Below are 18,154 nucleotides of genomic sequence, written 5' to 3'. Positions count from 1 at the left end.
GTCGGGATGTCGCGCAGGCGAAGAATCTAGCTTCGCAGACACCGGATGCCCGGCGCCCTCGTCGGCCCCGGGGCGGTTCCTCGTCGCCGCTCAGGGGCGCGAGTTGGCCGGTACTTTCGCGAGGAAGTCGCGCATCAGCCTGGCGATGTCATCGGCGGCTTCGTCGAGCGCGAAATGGCCGGCATCGAGCACGTGCACTTCCGCATCTGGCACATCCCGCTTGAGCGCTGCAACCTCGGCGATGTCGAAGGCGGGATCGTAGCGGCCCCACACGATCAGGGTCGGCGGGTGATGCTCGCGCAACCACGCCTGCCACACGGGATACGCGGCCAGATTGGTGCGGTAGTCATAGAAAAGGTCCGACTGGATGTCGGCCTCGCCCGGCCGGGAGAGGAATGCGACCTCATCGTTCCATAGATCGGGATCGTATCGTTCGGTGTTCGGCGAGGAGCCGAGGTGGCGGCGCCGGCTCACCTCGACCGAGGTCAGGCGGGTGCGGTAGTCCGCTTCATTGGCGGCGCGGTCGACCCAAAAACCCTTGCGGGCTGCGGAGAGCCTGCCGAGACCTTCGTCGTGAGCCACGGCATTCTGGACGATGAGGGCGGTCACCCGTTCCGGATGCGAGACCGCGATCCTGTAACCGACTGGCCCGCCGTAGTCCTGCACATAGAGCGCGTAGCGGTCGAGGTGAAGCGCCTCCGTGAAGGCAGCGACGACATCCGCGATGGCAGCGAAAGTGTAGGCAAACTCCTTGGGCGAGGGCGCCTGCGAATTTCCAAAGCCGGGGTAGTCCGGCGCGATCAGATGATAGTGGTCGGCGAGCAGGGGGATCAGGCCATCGAACATCCGGGAGGAGGACGGAAAGCCGTGCAGCAGGAGGATGGTCGGGGCACTGGGCGAGCCGGCTTCCCGATAGAAGATGTTCAGGCCCTTGACGTCGACCGTCTTGTACCTCGTCGTCTGTGCGGCCGAAATCGCAGGCGCAACGCTCTGGGCCGCACTGGCAGGCAACGCGGACATGCAGCCCAGGATGAACGAAGCGGCGAGCAGGCGGCGAACGAACATGAAAGTCTCCCCAAGGCCAGCCGCGATATTCGGAGCAGTCGCGACGAGTCAACGGCTCGCAGGGTGATCCGCGCGGGATTGTCGCTTGGGGCCGCCTCATTGTCGCTTCAGTCTGTCATGAATGCGAGACTTCACGACCTGCGAGATGGCGGGCCATCAAATCGGCGGTTTCGCCGATATGCGTCGCGATCATGAAATGGGCGGCTCCGGGGACGGCCTTGAAGACCGCCCCCGGGATGAAGCGGGCCAACAACTCGTTGGCGCGCCTGACCGCCGGCTGGCTGATCGCGCCGCTCACCACCAGCGTGGGGAGGTCGATCGTTCCGAGCAAAGACGGCTTCAACGCAAAGCCATAGGCCGACTGCCAGTCCAGGAGATTGACGGCGGTGGTTGCGACCGCGTAGTCGCGTACCCGCTGCGGCCAGCCGGCAAAGGTGCCTTCCCCGCCATAGAAGTCGATCATCCGTTCGATCGCATCGGTTTTGCCGCTTTCGAAGGCGGCGAAATAGGCCGCCGTCATGTTGCGGAACGTCGCATAATGCGCCTCCTCGCCGGCATGCCGCAGGATCTCCGGCGCCGGCGCTTCGAGGATGGTCAGGCTGCGCAGGAGATGCGGATGGCGCAAGGCGACGACGAGCGCAACCAGTCCGCCGAAGGAATGGCCGACCAGGTGAACCGGGCCGCTGCCGGTGCGGCGAATCACGGCCTCGATGATCTCGGCCTCCAGCCCGATCTCGGTGTCGTTGGCGCTGCGCCGCTCCGCCGTGCCGCCATAGCCGAGCAGGCTCGTGGTGACACAGCGGAAGCTGCCATTCCACTGCGAGATCAGCGGGCGCCATGCGGCACCGGTGCTGCATGATCCCGGCACCAGCACCATCGTGGGTCCGCTGCCGGTCTCGTCATAGTCGATGCGGCCGCGAGGATCGTCGATCCCGACCCATGCGCCTCCGCTCATCGCTTGGTCACGACCACTTCGAGATATTCGCCGGGCAGCACCATCGTGCCGTCTCCGGACCGGTTCATGGTCGCGACCAGCGCCAGGATGTCGCGCGACAGGCCGTCCTGCTTCTCCGCATCGAGCGCGGCGAAAGCCTTCAGCACCGGGCCGTAATAGGTCTTGAAGATGTCGAGGAAATGCGCCGGCGAGCGGTAGCGGAACACGAACTGGCGCCGCTCGGCGGCGATGTCGCGCGCGGCCGAGCCGAACATCTCCTCGATCCGCGCTGTCGTGCCCCACAGCGCCGGCGACTTCGCGCCGGCGGGCGGCGGCAGATATTTGCCCAGCGTCCTGAAGAGCTGGCCGATGAAGCCGTCCGGGGTCCAGTTGGCGAGCCCGATCTTGCCGCCGCTCCGGCACACCCGCGCGAGCTCGCCCGCGGCGCGGTCCTGGTTCGGCGTGAACATCACGCCGAAGGTCGAGACCACGGCATCGAAGCTCGCATCGTCGAAGGGCAGCGCCTCGGCGTCCGCCTCCTTGAACGTGACGGCCAGCCCGTCCGCCGCCGCGCGCGACTTGCCGCGCTCCAATAGCGCCGGAACGTAGTCGGTCGAGACCACCTCGCACCAGCGCCGCGCTGCGGCCAGCGTGGCGTTGCCATTGCCGGCTGCGACGTCGAGCACGCGCTGGCCGGCGCGGATGTCGAGCGCCTCGCAGAGCTGCTCGCCGACGATCTGCAGCGTGGTGCCGACGATGGCGTAGTCGCCCGAGGACCAGGCGACGTGCTGGCGGGATTTCAAGGCGTCGAAATCGGGCGTGCTTGCTTGCGGGACGGCGGATGCGGTCATGGCTGCTCCTTCTCGGAAAATCGCGATTGAGCGGGAGTCGGCCTTGGGCGAGCAGGCGGCTATCCAGTTCGCGCCACTGCTATCCGGAATGTGAACAATTTCGGTGTGAGACAGACCACAAGAAAAGGTATGTCAGTGCAGTATACAAAGATCGATTTCATGCCGTGTGGAGTTTTCGACGTGATTTCCATCGACCATTCCTCGGCCGGCAATTGGCCGCTGCCGCGGAGCGTGCGCCGTGCGCTTGATGCGATGACGGCCGATCCCGGCCGGCGCTGGCGCGTCTCCGAGCTGGCCTCCCTTGCAGACGTTTCCGGCCGGACGCTGCAGCGGCAGTTCATGAGCTTTCTCGGCAAGTCGCCGCTGGTCGCCCAGCAGGAGATGGCGCTCGAGCAGGCGCGCCAGGCGCTGCTGAAGGCTGGTCCGCGGGCCACGGTTGCCGATGTGGCCCAGCGCTGTGGGTTCATGCATTTCGGCCGCTTCTCCGCCGCCTATCGCCGCCGCTATGGCGAGACACCGTCCTCGACGTTGAAACGCCAGATCAGGTTCGCCGAGGCCGTGTCGAAGTTGCCGGTGGTGATGCCGTCGCGCGATCAGCCGATGCTGATGCTGGCCCGGTTCGAGATCGAGGCCGGGGATCGCGCGATGGCCGCGCACCTCGCCGACGATCTCGCAACCGCGCTCGGCCGCGCCGGCGTCGCCGTGACCCACGAAGCGCGATTTGCACGCTATCGCATGTCGGGCTCGATCCGCGGCGAGGGCGCGCATCGGCGGCTCCTGCTCCAGCTCGTCGATCAGGAGAGCGGCCGGCAGCTCTGGGCCCATCGCAGCGAGGACGCGCTGCTTCCGAGCATGGCGCACGAGCAGCTCGCGACGCGGATCATCGCCTCGTTGCAGCCCAACCTGCGGCGGGCCGAAATCGAGCGCGCACGAGCGATGCCGGAGGCCGCGCTCGGCCCGCACGAGCTGGCGCTCAAGGCGATGCCGGGCGTGCAGTCGCTCGACGCGGAAGGCAACGCCCGCGCGCTCGATCTCCTGGAGCGCGCGCTGGCGCTCGACCCCGATTCCCAGCTGGCCGTCGCGCTTGCGGCCTGGGCGTATGCCCAGCGGACCATCTATCACTTCGCGAGCCACCCCGGCAGCGAGCAGGCGCGCGGCCTCGCGCTCGCGCGCAAGGCGCTGTCGCTCCAGGGCGATGCGACCACGCTCGCGGTGCTCGGCACTGCGCTCACCCTGCTGGACGAGCTTGACGGTGCTGCGCATGTGATCGGCAAGGCGCTGGCGATCGACGGCGGCTGCGCCTGGGCCTGGAGCCGGAGCGGCTGGCTCGAGGTCTACCGCGGCGACGCCGACGCGGCGATCGAGCGATTCCGGATCGGGCTCGATCTCGCGCCGCAGGACGCGCTGGCCTTCAACAGCCTGGTCGGCATCGGCTGCGCGCATTTCAAGGCCGGCAACTATGCCGAGGCCGCGCGTTGGCAGCAGCGCGCCGTGCTCGAGCATCCCTCGTCGGCCTGGATGCACCGGACGCTGTGCCCGGCCTATCTGCTCACCGGGGCGCGGCCGGCGGCGCAGCGCAGTCTCGATGCGCTGCGCGCCCATCACCCCGATCTGACGCTGGCGGAGGTGCGGCGCGGCATGCCGCCGCTGCCCGAGAGCTACCGGAACCTGGTGCTGGAAGCGCTCTCCGACCTCGGCCTGCCGCAATAGCAAGGCTATTTCGGCCTGGGCATTCCGATGCTGCGGCCGATGCCGTCGGGACGCGGCACCGCCGCGTGCGCTTCGGCAATCTTGTCGATGCGGGCGCGGATGTCGGGCGGGAACGGTGCCGCTCTGCGCGCGGTCATGTCGATATGCAGCGTCATGTTCTCCGAGGTGGCCGACACCCAGCCCTCGGTGGCGTGGCGCAGCTCCTCGAAGGTGTGCAGCCGCTTGTCGTCGGCCCCGAGCAGCATGACCGCGACCTGTACGGGATCGCCGAGATGGATTTCGCGCAAATAGCGCACATGGCATTCCGCCGTGAAGGTCGAGCCGTGGCGCTCGGCGCGGTAGGCCGGTCCGAGCCCGAACTCGAGCCATAACTCGTCGATGGCGCGGTCCATCATCACGTTGTAGTAGGCCATGTTGAGATGGCCGTTATAGTCGATCCATTGCGGCTCGATCTGCATCACCGAGGACAGGAACGGCGCTGGCCGGATGGTTTCATCGACGGCGGTGGTGAGGCTTGTCATCTTGCTTTCCGTTGCTGCGATAAGCTATTGACCCGCAAGGGATCCTTTGCCAGTCAATTGGACCGGGAGGATACCCGTGAATACCAGCATTTCCGAGAATTTGAAGCGGCCCGAGCCCAAGGCGCTGGCGGGCGCGCTGGAGGCGCTCGCCGCCCGGTTCGGCAACCGGTTGATTACCTCCCAGGCAGTGCGCGAGCAGCACGGCCATACCACGACCTGGCTGCCCTCGCAGGCGCCCGATGGCGTCGTGATGGCTCAGGAGACGCCGGACATCCAGGAAACGGTGCGGATTTGCGCGAAGCACGGCGTGCCGGTGATTGCATTCGGCACCGGAACCTCGCTGGAAGGGCAGGTCAATGCGCCGGCCGGCGGCATCTGCATCGACCTGCGCGACATGAACCGGGTGCTGGAGGTGCATGTCGAGGACCTCGACTGCGTGATCCAGCCCGGCATCACCCGCAAGGCGCTGAACGAGCATCTGCGCGACCAGGGCCTGTTCTTCCCGATCGATCCCGGCGCCGATGCTTCGCTCGGCGGCATGGCGTCGACGCGCGCGTCGGGCACCAACGCCGTGCGTTACGGCACCATTCGCGAGAACGTGCTGGCGTTGAAGGTGGTGCGCGGCGACGGCGAGATCATCAAGACCGGCACCCGGGCGAAGAAATCCTCCGCCGGCTACGACCTGACCCATCTCTTCATCGGCGCCGAAGGCACGCTCGGCATCATCAGCGAGTTGACGATCAGGCTGCGCGGCATCCCCGAGACGATCGCGGCCGCTGCCTGCTCGTTCGACAGCCTGCGCGGCGCCTGCCAAGCCACGATCCTGGCGATCCAGACCGGCATTCCGGTGGCCCGCATCGAGCTGCTCAACACCGAGCAGGTCAAGGCCTGCAATTCCTACTCGAAGCTGACCCTGCCGGAGGCGCCGCTGCTGCTGCTCGAATTCCATGGCACCGAGATCGAGGTCGCCGAGCAGTCGAGGAATTTCGCCGAGATCGCCAGGGAATGCGGCGGCAGCGATTTCACCTGGACCACCAGGCCGGAGGATCGGACCAAGCTGTGGCAGGCGCGGCACGACGCCTACTGGTCGGTGAAGGCGCTGCGCCCCGGCGCCGGCGTGGTCGCGACCGACGTCTGCGTGCCGATCTCGCGGCTCGCCGACTGCGTCACCGAGACGGAGGCCGATCTGAAGCAGTACAACCTGATCTCGCCGATCGTCGGCCATGTCGGTGACGGCAATTTCCACTGCTCGCTCGCCTGCGACGTCGACGACAAGGACGAGATGGCGCGCGGCGAGGAGTTCATGCATCGCTTGGTCGAGCGCGCGCAGGCGATGGGCGGCACCTGCACCGGTGAGCACGGCATCGGCCAGGGCAAGCAGAAATATCTCGAGGCCGAGCTCGGCCCCGAGGCGCTGGACGCGATGCGCGCGCTGAAGCAGGGGCTCGATCCGCAGAACATCTTCAACCCCGGCAAGATCGTGCCGGCGAAGTGAGGCCTTAGGGCGGGTGTTCATAAGTAGCGGGTAGGGTGGGCTAAGCGGCCAAGTGCACAGAAGCATGCCAAGCAAGGACCGGAGCGTGCCCACCATTCCAGAGCGATTTCTTGAGACAATGGTGGACACGGCGCTGGCGCGCCTTAGCCCACCCTACCGGCTCATCCGGGCTACTTATTCAACCCGCCTTGCACCCCACCTTGAAGCCCGCCTCGGTGAGGCGGGCCAACACGTCGTTGCGATGGGCGCGGTCGCGGGTCTCGATCACGAGCTCGAGCAGCGTCGCTTTCGCGGGCAGGTCGGAGAAGGTCCGCTGGTGCGAGACCTCGATGATGTTGGCGCCGGCCTCGGCGAGCAGATTTGCCACCGCGGCGAGCTGGCCGGGGCGGTCGGCGAGGTCGATCTTGAGCTGCGTCAGCCGGCCCTCGCGCGCGAGCTCGCGCGTCAACACCGAGGCGACCAGGCGGGTGTCGATGTTGCCGCCGGTCAGCACCAACCCGACATGGCGGCCGCGGAATGGATCGGGGGCCGCCATGATCGCGGCGAGTCCGGCGGCGCCGGCGCCTTCGGCCACCGTCTTCTCGATCGAGATCAGGGTCGCGACCGCGCATTCGATCTCGGCCTCGTCGAGCAGGACGATGTCGTCGACCAGCGCGCGGATGATCTCGGTGGCGATCCGCCCGGGCGCCTTGACCGCGATGCCCTCGGCCAGCGTGTCGCCGCGCATCGGCAACTGCTCGCCCTTGATGGCATTGTACATCGAGGGATAGAGCTGTGCCTGCACGCCGATGATGCGCAAATCCGGCTTCAGCGACCGCGCCGCGACCGCCATGCCCGATATCAGCCCGCCGCCGCCGATCGGAACGACCAGGGTGTCCAGCACGGGCGCGGCCTTCAGCATCTCCAGCGCGATGGTGCCCTGGCCGGCGATGATCAGCGGATCGTCATAGGGATGGATCAGCGTCAGGCCGCGATCGGCGCCATGCTGGCGCGCGAATGCGGCGGCTTCCTCCAGCGTCCCGGGCGAGATGATGACCTCGGCGCCATGCCGCCTGGTGTTCTCGACCTTCACCATCGGCGTGCCGGCGGGCATCACGATGGTTGCGGGAATACCGAGCCGCTTGGCGTGATAGGCTACGCCCTGCGCATGATTGCCGGCGGACTGGGCGATGACGCCGCGGCGCCGCTCGTTGTCCGATAGTGCGAGCAGGCGGTTCAGCGCACCGCGCTCCTTGAAGGTGGAGGTGAATTGCAGGTTCTCGAATTTGAGCCAGATGTCGCAGCCGAGCATCTCGCTCAACGTTCGGCTCCGGTTGCATTCGGTGATCGGCACGGAATCGCGGATGATCTCCGCGGCGGCCCTGACATCGGCCAGCGTGACCGGAAGGCGGCTGAGATCGGCGGTGGAGACGGATCGGCCGAGCGGAGCGGATTCGGGAGCTTGCAGCATGCGCCTTGATAGCGCTCCACGCACGCTTTCGATAGCTATAATCGCTTCACCCGGGATCGCCCGTCATTCCACTCTCCCACAGGCCCGTGTGGGAGAGGGCGGCAGCGTCAGGCCATCACTTCGCGGGCGACTGCGCGTGGGCCTGCTTCAGCGCGCTCTTGCAGCCGTCGGAAAGCTGATCGAATTTTTCGGTCATGCACTGCTTGATGCGGCCGCCGCCGGGCGCGATGCCAGCGCAGACGGTCTGCACGTCGCTCATGCAGGCCTGGCGGAGCGCGCCGCGCGGCGCGCCGTCCTGCGCACCGGCGCGACGGGCAAAGCTTACCGCAATCGAAGCCGCGAGCAGGGCGGCGGTCGCGCGCTTGAGCGCGCGCAGCGTGGCCGGTCTCACCACGCGCAGACCCTCCGCGGGCCGAACGCGGTCGGCGTCAACCAGCAGCGGCCGGCATAATAGGGCGCCTCGTAGGCCGCGGATGGTCCATACGGATAGCCGTAATAGCCATAAGGAACGCCGTTGCGGTAGCACGCGCCGTCGAGCTCGCGATGCCAGCCCAGGCCGCAGAGGCCACGCACCTCGATGACCGGGTTCGAGGACGGCGCCGGCGAAGGGCCGATCGGAAAGGCGCGCGCCATGGGCGCCGCCGCCGTCGCGGCGACGGCGAATGCCGCCGCCAGGTGAGATAGTCGCATGGGATCGTTCCTTTCTTGCTGGGGAAAAATGCGACCGCCGGCCGACCGGAAGAGAGGGGCTGTTTCGGACCGGCGGTCGCCGCGCGCGGGCCAACATGCGCAACGATTGGCCGCCGCGATCGGATGCGAAGGGTAATCGGCTAGAAGCCGTAGCCGTCGTCGGGGAAGGTCACGATCGTGCCGCTGCGCGTGATGCTGCGGCCGTTCGATCCAGTGGTCGTGCACGAATATTCATAGGTGTTGGGACCGACGCGGCTGATGCTCTCCAGCCGCGAGAAAGCGCCGCCGTCGGGGCCGATGATCGAGACCGAGCGCGCGCAGATATCGTCCCGGCAGCCGCCGCTGGCGCGGCCATGGTAGATGCCCTGCGAGGTCGCAAAGCTTTCACTGCGCGTCCAGGCATCGGCCTGCGGGATGCTCGCTATTCCGAGCACGGCGGCCAACGTCAGTGACGCGAGAGCGGGTTTCATCGGCCTCTCCCTTGTTCGGAGCCGCCGGCGCCGAAGCAGCCGGCCGCAGCTGGTGCGGCGGAAACTGCACGCCGCGCTTTGCCGCAGTGTTTCCGCGCGCGGTCGAATTTGTAACGTTTTGTAACTCCGCACGGTTCTGCCCTATTGCCGCCCGCGCACCGCCGCATGGAGTGCGCTCATGGACGATCGCAGCATCCTGGTCGTGGAAGACGACCGCGAGATCCGCGCATTGCTCGCCGACTTTCTGGCACGCGAGGGTTTTTCGACCGTCTGCGCCGAGGACGGCGCGGCGATGGATCGCGTGCTGGCGCGGGCGCGTCCCGACCTGATCGTGCTCGATCTGATGCTGCCCGGCGAGGACGGGCTCTCGATCTGCCGCCGCCTGCGCGCCAAAGGCGGGCCGCCGATCCTGATGCTCACCGCCAAGGGCGAGGATGTCGACCGCATCGTGGGCCTCGAGCTCGGTGCCGACGACTATCTGCCGAAACCGTTCAATCCGCGCGAGCTCCTGGCGCGCATCCGCGCGATTCTGCGCCGGATGGACGGATCGGCCGCGCGCGGGCCAAACGTTCCGTCGCGCCGGATCGGTTTCGGCGCGCTGGTCATCGATCTCGATGCCCGCCATCTCGTCGACGGCAACCAGGCTGTGGTCGAGCTGACCGCGATGGAATTCCATCTGCTCACCTGCTTCCTGGAGCGCCCCAAGCGGGTGCTGTCGCGCGACCAGCTGCTCGACTGGACCCGGGGCCGCGCCGCCGAGCCGTTCGACCGCACCATCGACGTCTCGGTCAGCCGGCTGCGGCGCAAGCTCGCCGCGGTCGATCCTGCGGCGTGCTCCTCGATCAAGACCGTGCGCAATGGCGGCTACTTGTTTGCCGCCGACCTGCGCTTCCTCTGAACGCCGCACGGAGCTCATGATGAGCCGTCTTCGCATTGCCGCCCGCCTCGCGCTGATCGTGGTCAGCGCCGTCGTCCTGGTGCAGATGATCGCGCTCACGCTCTACTTCGTCGAGCTGCGCGAGAACCCCGAGAAGGCGGGTTTCAACCTGTTCTTCAACCAGATCGCCGCGGTGGTGCAGGCGCTCGATCGCCTGCCGGCGGAAGATCGCGAGCTGATCGCGCGCGCCGGCACCAACGCGCGCGTGAAGCTGACGATCCGCGACGATATTCCGGCGCACACCGTCGATGCTCCGATCTTCGCGGTTGCCAAGCAGCGGTTGCGCGCCTTGATCGGCGCGTCCGACGACCGCTTCATGGCGTTCGCCCTGGTCGTTCCGGGACGCGACGGCGACCGGCCGTTCTTGCATTGGCGCGACGTGATCAGCGCGCGCCTGCATGCGGTCGTAGGCCTCACCTCCGGCGGCTATCTGGAGATCGACACCTGGAGCGAATTGGGCCTGCGGCTGCTGGGAATACCGGTCGGGCTGCTCGCGGGGATCCTCGGTTTCGTGGTGGCGCTCGCGGCCCTGATCGCCGTGCGCCGCGAGACCCGGCCGCTGACCGAGCTTGCGATCGCGATCGCCCGCTTCGCCGAAGCCGTCGAGGCGCGGCCGATCGCCGAGCGCGGCGCGCCCGACGTGCGCACGCTGATCCGCGCCGTCAACGCCATGCAGGCACGCATCACCGAGCTGTTGCAGAGCCGCACGCTGGTGCTCGGCGCAATCAGCCACGATCTGCGCACCTATGTGACGCGGCTGAAGCTCCGGCTCGAGCTGTTGCCGAGGAGCGAGCAAAGCGTCAAGGCGGCGGCCGACCTCGATGGCATGCAGTCGCTGATGGACGACGCGCTCGCCTTCGCGCGCGCCTCCTTTGCCGAAGCTTCGGATGAAAGCGTCGATCTTGCCTCCGTCGCGCGACAGGAGTTCGAGGCGCGCAAGACGCAAGGGGCGGCGGTCACGCTTTGTGGCGCGCAGGCGCCGCTCCTCGTGCGCGGCTCGCCGGTCGGCGTGGCGCGGGTGCTGTCGAACCTCACAGCCAATGCGCTTGCCTATGGCGGCCGCGCCGACATCTCGCTGCATGCAGGCGCCGGTCTCGCCGAGCTTTGGATCGAGGACCGCGGGCCGGGCATCCCGCCGGCCGAGCGCGCCCGCGTGTTCGAGCCGTTCTTCAGGCTCGATCCGTCGCGCAGTCGCGATTTCGGCGGCGCCGGCCTCGGGCTTACCATCGTCCGCCAGATCGTGGAAGCAAGCCGCGGCATGGTTGCGATCGAGGACCGTCCCGATGGCGGCACGCGCCTGCGCGTCCTGCTGCCGCGCGCGTCAGCGCGCGCCGTCGTTGCAGAAGGTCGAGCTGTTCGAGCAGTTTCGCAGGATGGGTAGAGTGCAGCGAAACCCGTCACTGGTGGCGCCGATGATGGGTTTCGCTCCGACCGTCCGTGCTGTTGCAGCTTCGCGCGACAAGTTGCTCTACCCGTCCTGCAAGCGTCGCCGCGTCGTCAGCGTCACGCCTTCGGCGCCAGCGCGCGGACGGCTTCCTCGACGCTGTGGAAGACGTGCTGCTTCGGCAGCGCATCGAACAGCCCGAAGCGCGCGAAGGCGTCCTGCGCCCGCTGCGATTCGAGCCGCGCCACCGCGATCGCGACGTCCATCCGGCCGCATTCCCTGATCAGCTCCAGCAGCGACTGCGCAGCGGTGAAATCGATTTCCGGCATGCCGCTCGCTTCCAGCACCAGCAGCTTCGGCGCGGGCTGCGTGTGCTGCAACAAATGCTGCGCGTCGGCGCGGAAGCTCGCACCGTTGAGGAACGACAATGGCGCCTGCAGGCCGATGACGGCGACGCGAGGCACGCGCTCGCCCGCGACATGCGGATTGCTGGGCCACCAGATCGTGGTGCCGGGCACCCGCTCGAACACCGCGAGCCGCGCCCGCGTCGTGCTCCAGATGCCGTGCAGCAGCGAGAGAATGATGCCGACGGCGACGCCCTGCTCGATCGGCAGCGCGATGATGGCCGCCGCGGTCGCGACGATCAGCAGGAACTCCGGCCGCGACTGCCGGTAGATGGTCGCGATCTGCCGCAAGCGGATGATGCGCAGCGCGACGAACAGCAGCACGCCGCCGAGCGCCGCTTCCGGCACATGCTGCAGCAGCGTCGCGCCGAAGGCGAGCAGAGCCAGCACGATGCCGGCGGCGATCAGGCCCGCGAGCTGCGTCTGTCCGCCGGTCTCGGCGACGATCCCGGTGCGCGGCGGGCTGGCATTGACCGGAAACGCGCCGAACAGTCCGGCCAGCAGGCTGCCGGTGCCGGCGCCGAGAAAGTCGCGGTCGATGTCGGCGGGCCGGTCGGGATCGGACGGGAACGAGCGTGTGGTCGCCGCGGTCTGCACCATCACCACGATCGCGACCAGCAGGCTCAGGGGCACGAGCCGCACCCAGTGCTCCGGTGAGACCACCGGCAGCGACGGCAGCGGCAGCGTGCCCGGCACGGCGCCGACCACATGCACGCCCCTGCTTTCGAGCCCGCCGGCGATCACGGCGACGGTGGCGGCGACGAGGCCGAGCAGCGCGCCCGGAATCCGCGCATTGATGTTTTCGGAGAGCATGACCGCGGCCAGCACGCCGAAGCCGATGCACAGCGTGAATGGATTGGCTTCGCCGATATGCCGCGCCAGCACGGCGATGCGCTCCAGGATCGGTCCGGTGGGCGAGGGCAGGCCGAGCACGCCCGGCATCTGCGACACCAGGATGTGCACGGAAATGCCGGCGAGGAAGCCGACCGTGACCGGCACCGAGAGCAGGTTGGCGATGCCGCCCATCCGGAACACGCCGCCGAACAGCAGCACCACGCCGACCAGGAGCGCCAGCGCCATGGCGAGTCCCTGATAGTCCGGCGAGCCCGAGGCGGCGAGCGCGGCCAGCCCGCCGGCGAAGATCGGCGTGATCGTGGAATCGGCGCCGCAGGACAGGAAGCGGTTGCCGCCGAACATGGCAAAGCCGACCGAGCCGGCGATGAAGGCATAGAAGCCGATCTGCGGCGGAAAGCCGCCGAGCCGCGCGGTCGCCATCTGCTCGGGGATTGCGATCGCGGCGAGCGTCAGCCCGGCGATCAGATCGGCGGCAAAGAACGCCGGCGAATAGGCCGCAAGCGACCGGAACACCGGCCAGGGTTTCTCAACCGTTGCGTTATCCGTCATCGGTCGGGAATTCCTCATAATTCCCGCCAGAAGGCAGGGTTATAGCATTCGCGGGCGACGGACTATCAAGTGAGGAACTCCGTGTCGAGCCGCTGCGTTTCCGGAGCGGCTTTCAAACGTTCAGGGATCACGAGGTTCACTCCCATGAAGATGCTCGTCACCGTTCCGCTTCTGACACTCGTGGCCGCAACTGCGATCGCCTCGGCGCAACCGGTGCGCTGGACCAGATATTCCATTCCATCGACCGGCACCTCCGTCGACATGCCCAGCTCGATTTTCACCGAGAAGGGCAAAATGCCGGATGGTTTTGCCTATGGGCAGCGCTTCACCACTGCCGATGGCCAGGCCGATCTGACCATTCAGACGCTGCCCAACGACCATAATGAGACGCCGGCCGCCTTTCTCGCCAGCCGGCACCCTCCCGCCGACATCCAGTACAAGAGGATAACGCCGCGGTTTTTCGCCGTGTCGAGCTACAGGCACGACAAGGTCTGGTACGACCGCTGCAACTTCTCCCGCCGCTTCATCCATTGCGTCCTGATCAACTATCCGGCGCGCGAGGAGCACGATTGGGACGACATCGTCACGCGCATCAGCCTGTCCCTCCGCGGTGAGTGACCGCTTCACGCCACGCCGCGATCCCACGGCGGCTCCGGCGCGAACTCGCTTGCGATGAAATCGATGAAGGCGCGCACCTTTGCCGCTGGCTGGCGGTCGGGCAGGTACACGGCGTGCACCGAGAGCAGCTCGCTTGGCGGCTGATCCAGCGCGAGCGCGACCAGATCGCCCGCGCGCACCGCGTCGGCGACGATGAAGGTCGGCTGATAGACGATGCCCTGTCCGGCGATCGCGGCCGCGAGCAGCGCATCGCCATTGTTGGCGCGCAGGTTGCCGGCGATCGGAACGCTGACCTCGCCGCGGCGGCCCATCAGCCAGCGATCGGTCCCCGTTTGCGACAGCGTGTAGCCGAGGCAGTTGTGACCGGCGAGATCGGCGGCGGCGCGCGGCGTCCCGCGTTTCCCGAGATAGGCGGGCGCCGCGCAGACCATCATCCGGCACGGCGCCAGCCGTCGCGCCACGAGGCTGGAATCGCGCAAGGACCCGATCCGGACCGCAAGATCCCAGCCTTCCTCGGCGAGATCGACCAGCCGGTCGTTGAGCCCGAGCTCGATGCTGACATGAGGATGGGCCTGCGCGAATGCCGCAAGCCGTGGTGCGATCTGGCGCACCCCGAAGACCAGCGGCACGTTGAGCCGGAGCAGGCCGCGCGGGGTGACGCGATCGGCTGAAACCGCGGCCTCGGCGGTCTCGATGTCGGCCAGGATGCGCTCGCAGGAAAACAGGAAGCCGCGCCCGGCATCGGTGAGTGACAATCGCCGCGTGGTGCGATGAAACAGCTTTGCGCCGAGCCGCGTTTCGAGCGCGGCGAGGTGCTTCGTCACCATGGTCTGCGACAGGCCCATGGCGCGGCCAGCCGCGGAGAGTGAGCCTGCGGCAGCGACCTTTGCGAAAACCTCGAGCCCGGTGAGCCGGTCAGGCACGACAATTTCACTCCAATAGTGTGAGCTATGTTTCCAAGATATCAGATTATCCGTCGTATGGAAATGAATGATAGTCCCGGCGACCAGAACCCGGAGACAGCCATGATCGACCAGAAAACTGCGCCCTATGCCGCACTCCTGCTGCGGCTCACGCTGGGCGGCCTGTTTCTCGCCCATGCGGGCCTGAAGCTCTTCGTCTTCACTCCCGCCGGCACTGCGGCATTCTTCGGCAGCGTCGGACTGCCGCCCGGGCTCGCCTATGTCGTGATGATGGCCGAGGTGCTGGCCGCGATTGCGCTGATCCTCGGGGCGTGGACCCGGTTCGCGGCGCTGCTCGCCGCGCCGATCCTGCTCGGCGCCATCTTCACCGTGCACGGCGCGGCCGGCTTCTTCTTCACCAACCCGCATGGCGGTTGGGAATATCCGGCGTTCTGGACCATCGCGCTCGTGGTGCAGGCTCTGCTCGGCGATGGCGCCTATGCGCTCGGTTCGCCGTTGGCGTTGCTGGGGAGCGCGAAGCTCGCCGGCGCGCATTCGCATTGAGCCGAGACTTGTAGGGTGGGCTAAGCGGCCGCGTGCATTGAAGCCCGCCAAGCAAAGGCAGAAGCGTGCCCACCATTTCAGAGCGATGCAGTCGAGAGATGGTGGGCACGCTTCGCCGTCGCTCTTACGAGCGCCGACGAAGACTTAGCCCACCCTACCGTTCCCGCCGTAGGAGTCCCCGACATGATCCTCCCGAGCCTGTTTTTATCGCACGGCGCGCCGACCTTGCCGCTCACCGACACGCCGGCCCGCGCCTTTCTCGGTCGGCTCGGGCGCACGCTTGGTCGGCCGAAGGCCATTGTCGTGATCTCGGCGCATTGGGAGACCGATGGCCCCGAGGTCAGCGCGGTCGCGCGCAACGAGACCATTCATGACTTCCACGGCTTCCCGCGCCAGCTCTATGAGCTCAGCTACCCCGCGCCCGGCGCGCCTTCGCTCGCGGCCGAGATCGCGGAGCTCCTGCACGAGGCCGACCTCGCCTGCCGCGTCGACAACCGCCGCGGCCTCGATCACGGCGCCTGGGTGCCGCTGTTGCTGATGTATCCTGCGGCCGACATTCCGGTGCTGCAGGTGTCGATCCAGCCGCATCTCGGGCCGGCGCACCATCTGCGTCTCGGGCGTGCGCTCGCCCGGCTGTGCGGCGAGGGCGTGCTGATTATCGGGAGCGGCAGCCTGACGCATGATCTGTCCGAATTCCGCGGCCAGGATCCGAACGCGCCGTCGTGCGACTGGGCCGACGGCTTCGCCGACTGGATGGGCGAGGCGCTGGCGGCTTCGCGGACCGACGACCTGCTGGCCTATCGGCGGCTCGCACCGCTCGCCGTCAAGAACCATCCGAGCGAGGAGCACCTGCTGCCGTTGTTCACCGCGCTCGGCGCCGCCGGCGCGGACTGGCGCGCCGAGCGCCTGCATACCAGCACGACCTATGGCATCCTGCGCATGGACGTGGTTGCGTTCGCGGCGGCACCGCAGCAAGTCGCAGCAGTGTAGCTGAATCGGCTGGCTTTTCACGGCGTCCTGCTCGGCTCCTGTTGATAAGCAGGAACCTGTTACCTGCGTTCGCCCGCGCTGCTTTCGTTTTGTTCCCGTTCGGGCTACCTTTCTGCGCCGCAAGATGGCGGGGTGGTGAAGGGTTTCATTGTTGATGCTTTGTCCGGCCTGCCAGATGCAAGCTGTGCCCGATGACGGCATCTGCAGGTCCTGCGGCGTCAGCTTTTCCACCGTCTGTTCGAGTTGCGATCAGCCCAACCTGCATGCCGCCAGATTCTGCAGCGGCTGCGGCGAGCGGCTGGCTCAGGCGCCTGCGCAGGGCGAGCGCAAGGTCGTCACGGTGATGTTCGCCGACATCGTCGGCTCGACCGAGCTGATCGGCCCGAGCGATCCCGAGCAGGCGATGGACCGGTTGTCGCCGGCCCTCAATCGCATGGGGGATGCGGTCCAGCAGTTCCAGGGAACGGTGACCCGCAGCATGGGCGACGGGCTGCTGGCTATTTTCGGCATTCCGCAGGCCCGGGAGGACCACGCCTTGCGCGCCTGTCAGGCCGCGCTCGCGATGATGCCGGCATTGTCCGAGCACGGCATCGCGCTGCGGGTCGGAATTCACTCGGGCGAGATCGTCACCGGCGTGCCGGACAAGTTCACCCGGGAGCAGAGCGTGTATGGCGCGGCCGTACATCTGGCGAGCCGGCTGGAGCACATGGCCCGGCCCGGCGAGATCTACCTGACCGAATCGACCTTCAGGCTGGTGCATTCGTTCTGCGAGGCCCATTCGATCGGACAGCAGGACTTCAAGGGTTTCCCGACGGCCATCAATGTCTACCGCCTGGTGGGAATGAGGCCGTCGCGCACGCCGTTCAAGGCGGCCATCCTGGGGGCCTATCGCGGGCGCGATCGGGACCTGACCGTTCTGCACGAGGCGCTCGCCTCGGCTGAGCGGGGCGATGGCAAGGCGATCGGCATTTCCGCAGCACCTGGCCTCGGCAAGAGCCGCCTGTGCTTCGAGTTCGCCAAGGCGGTCAAAGTCCGGCAGGTGCCGGTGCTGCGGACCAGCGCCTCCCTCTACAACCATTCCGGTCCGCTGCAGCCTCTGGTAGAGTTTCTGCGCGGCTATTTCAGGATCGTCGCCAGCGACGATGCCGAAGCCGTGCGCACGAAGATCGCGGCCCGCATCGAGACCATCGTTCCGCGGCTGATTGCGGACGTGCCGATCCTGGTCGAATTTCTCTGCATGCGCGACCGGAGGCCCCCACCGACATCGGACCCGAAGGCCCGGCGTGCCCGGCTGATCAACCTGGTCTGCAGCATGGTGCGGGACGGCACGCGGACGCCTACGGTGATCGTCATCGAGGACATTCACTGGCTCGACGAGGCGAGCGTCGAGTTCGTCGCGGCACTGGTCGACGTTATTGCGTCGAGCGGCGTCCTGCTCGTCCTCACCTATCGCTCCACCTACCAGCCGCCATGGGCGCGCGGGACGAACTTCGCCGAGATCCGCCTGGAGGAGCTGCGCGACGAGGACGTCTCGGCGCTGATCCGGGACATGATCGGCGACCGCTCGTCCACCCGCGCGATCCGCGATCGCATCGTCGAACGCAGCGGTGGCAACCCGTTCTTTGCTGAGGAGCTGACGCGGTCGCTGGTCGATAGCGGCGAGCTCGACGGCCGGGTGGGGGACTACGAGGCGGCGCAGCCGGACCAGACGGGAACGCTGCCCGCCACGATCCAGTCGGTGATCGGCGCGCGTATCGACCGCCTG

General features: G+C 67.5%; 19 protein-coding genes. 8 read left to right on the top strand and 11 right to left on the bottom strand.

Annotated features, from left to right (window positions below; translation table 11 throughout):
- Positions 1 to 90: 90 nt before the first annotated feature.
- From JOY90_RS29595 to JOY90_RS29585, 3 genes are all read right to left on the bottom strand, one after another.
- Positions 91 to 1,065 carry an alpha/beta fold hydrolase gene (locus tag JOY90_RS29595; protein WP_291694633.1) on the bottom strand — a complete coding sequence of 325 codons (975 nt, stop codon included), beginning with the start codon at positions 1,063 to 1,065 and terminating at the stop codon, positions 91 to 93.
- A gap of 115 nt (positions 1,066 to 1,180) precedes the next feature.
- Positions 1,181 to 2,020: an alpha/beta fold hydrolase gene (locus tag JOY90_RS29590; RefSeq protein ID WP_291694632.1), complete on the bottom strand. Its 840-nt coding sequence runs from the start codon at positions 2,018 to 2,020 to the stop codon at positions 1,181 to 1,183.
- The gene (locus JOY90_RS29585; RefSeq protein WP_291694631.1) at positions 2,017 to 2,850 is read right to left on the bottom strand and encodes a class I SAM-dependent methyltransferase; all 834 of its coding nucleotides are present in this window, start codon (positions 2,848 to 2,850) and stop codon (positions 2,017 to 2,019) included. The genes JOY90_RS29590 and JOY90_RS29585 overlap by 4 nt, the downstream gene beginning before the upstream one ends.
- A gap of 180 nt (positions 2,851 to 3,030) precedes the next feature.
- Between JOY90_RS29585 and JOY90_RS29580 the strand changes: the two genes are divergently transcribed.
- Positions 3,031 to 4,560, top strand: coding sequence for a helix-turn-helix domain-containing protein (locus JOY90_RS29580; protein ID WP_291694630.1), 1,530 nt, complete (start codon positions 3,031 to 3,033; stop codon positions 4,558 to 4,560).
- Between the two features lie 5 nt (positions 4,561 to 4,565).
- Here the strand turns inward: JOY90_RS29580 and JOY90_RS29575 are convergent, their stop codons facing one another.
- Entirely contained in the window at positions 4,566 to 5,081 is a 516-nt protein-coding gene (locus JOY90_RS29575) for a thioesterase family protein (RefSeq protein WP_291694629.1), read from the bottom strand.
- Between the two features lie 76 nt (positions 5,082 to 5,157).
- Here JOY90_RS29575 and JOY90_RS29570 point away from each other — a divergent pair, with 76 nt between their 5' ends.
- Positions 5,158 to 6,576 (top strand): FAD-linked oxidase C-terminal domain-containing protein, encoded by a 1,419-nt coding sequence (locus JOY90_RS29570; RefSeq protein ID WP_291694628.1) that lies wholly within the window; start codon positions 5,158 to 5,160, stop codon positions 6,574 to 6,576.
- Between the two features lie 178 nt (positions 6,577 to 6,754).
- Here the strand turns inward: JOY90_RS29570 and JOY90_RS29565 are convergent, their stop codons facing one another.
- The 4 genes from JOY90_RS29565 to JOY90_RS29550 form a co-directional block, all read right to left on the bottom strand.
- A complete protein-coding gene (locus tag JOY90_RS29565) occupies positions 6,755 to 8,026 on the bottom strand; it encodes a threonine ammonia-lyase (RefSeq protein WP_291694627.1) in 1,272 nt (423 codons plus the stop codon).
- Positions 8,027 to 8,141: 115 nt separating this feature from the next.
- Positions 8,142 to 8,357, bottom strand: a complete 216-nt coding sequence (locus JOY90_RS29560; protein WP_291694635.1) for a hypothetical protein — start codon at positions 8,355 to 8,357, stop codon at positions 8,142 to 8,144.
- 56 nt (positions 8,358 to 8,413) lie between these two features.
- Positions 8,414 to 8,716 carry a hypothetical protein gene (locus JOY90_RS29555; protein ID WP_291694626.1) on the bottom strand — a complete coding sequence of 101 codons (303 nt, stop codon included), beginning with the start codon at positions 8,714 to 8,716 and terminating at the stop codon, positions 8,414 to 8,416.
- A 140-nt stretch (positions 8,717 to 8,856) separates the two neighbouring features.
- Entirely contained in the window at positions 8,857 to 9,186 is a 330-nt protein-coding gene (locus tag JOY90_RS29550) for a hypothetical protein (protein WP_291694625.1), read from the bottom strand.
- Positions 9,187 to 9,364: 178 nt separating this feature from the next.
- Here JOY90_RS29550 and JOY90_RS29545 point away from each other — a divergent pair, with 178 nt between their 5' ends.
- Entirely contained in the window at positions 9,365 to 10,084 is a 720-nt protein-coding gene (locus JOY90_RS29545; RefSeq protein WP_291694624.1) for a response regulator, read from the top strand.
- Between the two features lie 19 nt (positions 10,085 to 10,103).
- On the top strand, positions 10,104 to 11,504 hold the full coding sequence (locus JOY90_RS29540; protein ID WP_291694623.1) for an ATP-binding protein: 1,401 nt from the start codon (positions 10,104 to 10,106) through the stop codon (positions 11,502 to 11,504).
- 122 nt (positions 11,505 to 11,626) lie between these two features.
- Here JOY90_RS29540 and JOY90_RS29535 read toward each other — a convergent pair whose 3' ends face one another.
- Positions 11,627 to 13,315: a SulP family inorganic anion transporter gene (locus JOY90_RS29535; protein ID WP_291694622.1), complete on the bottom strand. Its 1,689-nt coding sequence runs from the start codon at positions 13,313 to 13,315 to the stop codon at positions 11,627 to 11,629.
- A 65-nt stretch (positions 13,316 to 13,380) separates the two neighbouring features.
- Positions 13,381 to 13,578: a hypothetical protein gene (locus tag JOY90_RS29530; protein WP_291694636.1), complete on the bottom strand. Its 198-nt coding sequence runs from the start codon at positions 13,576 to 13,578 to the stop codon at positions 13,381 to 13,383.
- Here JOY90_RS29530 and JOY90_RS29525 point away from each other — a divergent pair.
- Complete coding sequence (locus JOY90_RS29525) at positions 13,496 to 13,933, top strand: hypothetical protein (protein WP_291694634.1); 438 nt, start codon at positions 13,496 to 13,498, stop codon at positions 13,931 to 13,933. The two genes, JOY90_RS29530 and JOY90_RS29525, sit on opposite strands and share 83 nt — an antisense overlap.
- A gap of 5 nt (positions 13,934 to 13,938) precedes the next feature.
- Here the strand turns inward: JOY90_RS29525 and JOY90_RS29520 are convergent, their stop codons facing one another.
- Positions 13,939 to 14,856: a LysR family transcriptional regulator gene (locus JOY90_RS29520; RefSeq protein WP_291694621.1), complete on the bottom strand. Its 918-nt coding sequence runs from the start codon at positions 14,854 to 14,856 to the stop codon at positions 13,939 to 13,941.
- A gap of 102 nt (positions 14,857 to 14,958) precedes the next feature.
- On the opposite strand from JOY90_RS29520, the gene JOY90_RS29515 reads away from it, so the two are divergent.
- From JOY90_RS29515 to JOY90_RS29505, 3 genes are all read left to right on the top strand, one after another.
- Positions 14,959 to 15,399, top strand: coding sequence for a DoxX family protein (locus JOY90_RS29515; protein ID WP_291694620.1), 441 nt, complete (start codon positions 14,959 to 14,961; stop codon positions 15,397 to 15,399).
- A 183-nt stretch (positions 15,400 to 15,582) separates the two neighbouring features.
- Complete coding sequence (locus JOY90_RS29510; RefSeq protein ID WP_291694619.1) at positions 15,583 to 16,389, top strand: class III extradiol ring-cleavage dioxygenase; 807 nt, start codon at positions 15,583 to 15,585, stop codon at positions 16,387 to 16,389.
- A gap of 175 nt (positions 16,390 to 16,564) precedes the next feature.
- On the top strand, positions 16,565 to 18,154 hold a 1,590-nt coding region (locus JOY90_RS29505), incomplete at its 3' end, for an adenylate/guanylate cyclase domain-containing protein (RefSeq protein ID WP_291694618.1).

The sequence above is a fragment of the Bradyrhizobium sp. genome, from assembly GCF_019242285.1.
Lineage (GTDB): Bacteria > Pseudomonadota > Alphaproteobacteria > Rhizobiales > Xanthobacteraceae > Bradyrhizobium.
The sequence above is the reverse complement of the archived record's forward strand: the minus strand, read 5'-3'. Positions and strand labels throughout refer to the sequence as shown.

Excerpts from the sequence above, each read along its gene's own strand:
- JOY90_RS29535 (WP_291694622.1), bottom strand. The coding sequence starts at position 13,315 with ATGACGGATAACGCAACGGTTGAGAAACCCTGGCCGGTGTTCCGGTCG.
- JOY90_RS29595 (WP_291694633.1), bottom strand. The coding sequence starts at position 1,065 with ATGTTCGTTCGCCGCCTGCTCGCCGCTTCGTTCATCCTGGGCTGCATG.
- JOY90_RS29530 (WP_291694636.1), bottom strand. The coding sequence starts at position 13,578 with ATGTCGACGGAGGTGCCGGTCGATGGAATGGAATATCTGGTCCAGCGC.
- JOY90_RS29590 (WP_291694632.1), bottom strand. The coding sequence starts at position 2,020 with ATGAGCGGAGGCGCATGGGTCGGGATCGACGATCCTCGCGGCCGCATC.
- JOY90_RS29540 (WP_291694623.1), top strand. The coding sequence starts at position 10,104 with ATGAGCCGTCTTCGCATTGCCGCCCGCCTCGCGCTGATCGTGGTCAGC.
- JOY90_RS29575 (WP_291694629.1), bottom strand. The coding sequence starts at position 5,081 with ATGACAAGCCTCACCACCGCCGTCGATGAAACCATCCGGCCAGCGCCG.
- JOY90_RS29515 (WP_291694620.1), top strand. The coding sequence starts at position 14,959 with ATGATCGACCAGAAAACTGCGCCCTATGCCGCACTCCTGCTGCGGCTC.
- JOY90_RS29510 (WP_291694619.1), top strand. The coding sequence starts at position 15,583 with ATGATCCTCCCGAGCCTGTTTTTATCGCACGGCGCGCCGACCTTGCCG.
- JOY90_RS29555 (WP_291694626.1), bottom strand. The coding sequence starts at position 8,716 with ATGCGACTATCTCACCTGGCGGCGGCATTCGCCGTCGCCGCGACGGCG.
- JOY90_RS29550 (WP_291694625.1), bottom strand. The coding sequence starts at position 9,186 with ATGAAACCCGCTCTCGCGTCACTGACGTTGGCCGCCGTGCTCGGAATA.
- JOY90_RS29565 (WP_291694627.1), bottom strand. The coding sequence starts at position 8,026 with ATGCTGCAAGCTCCCGAATCCGCTCCGCTCGGCCGATCCGTCTCCACC.
- JOY90_RS29545 (WP_291694624.1), top strand. The coding sequence starts at position 9,365 with ATGGACGATCGCAGCATCCTGGTCGTGGAAGACGACCGCGAGATCCGC.
- JOY90_RS29585 (WP_291694631.1), bottom strand. The coding sequence starts at position 2,850 with ATGACCGCATCCGCCGTCCCGCAAGCAAGCACGCCCGATTTCGACGCC.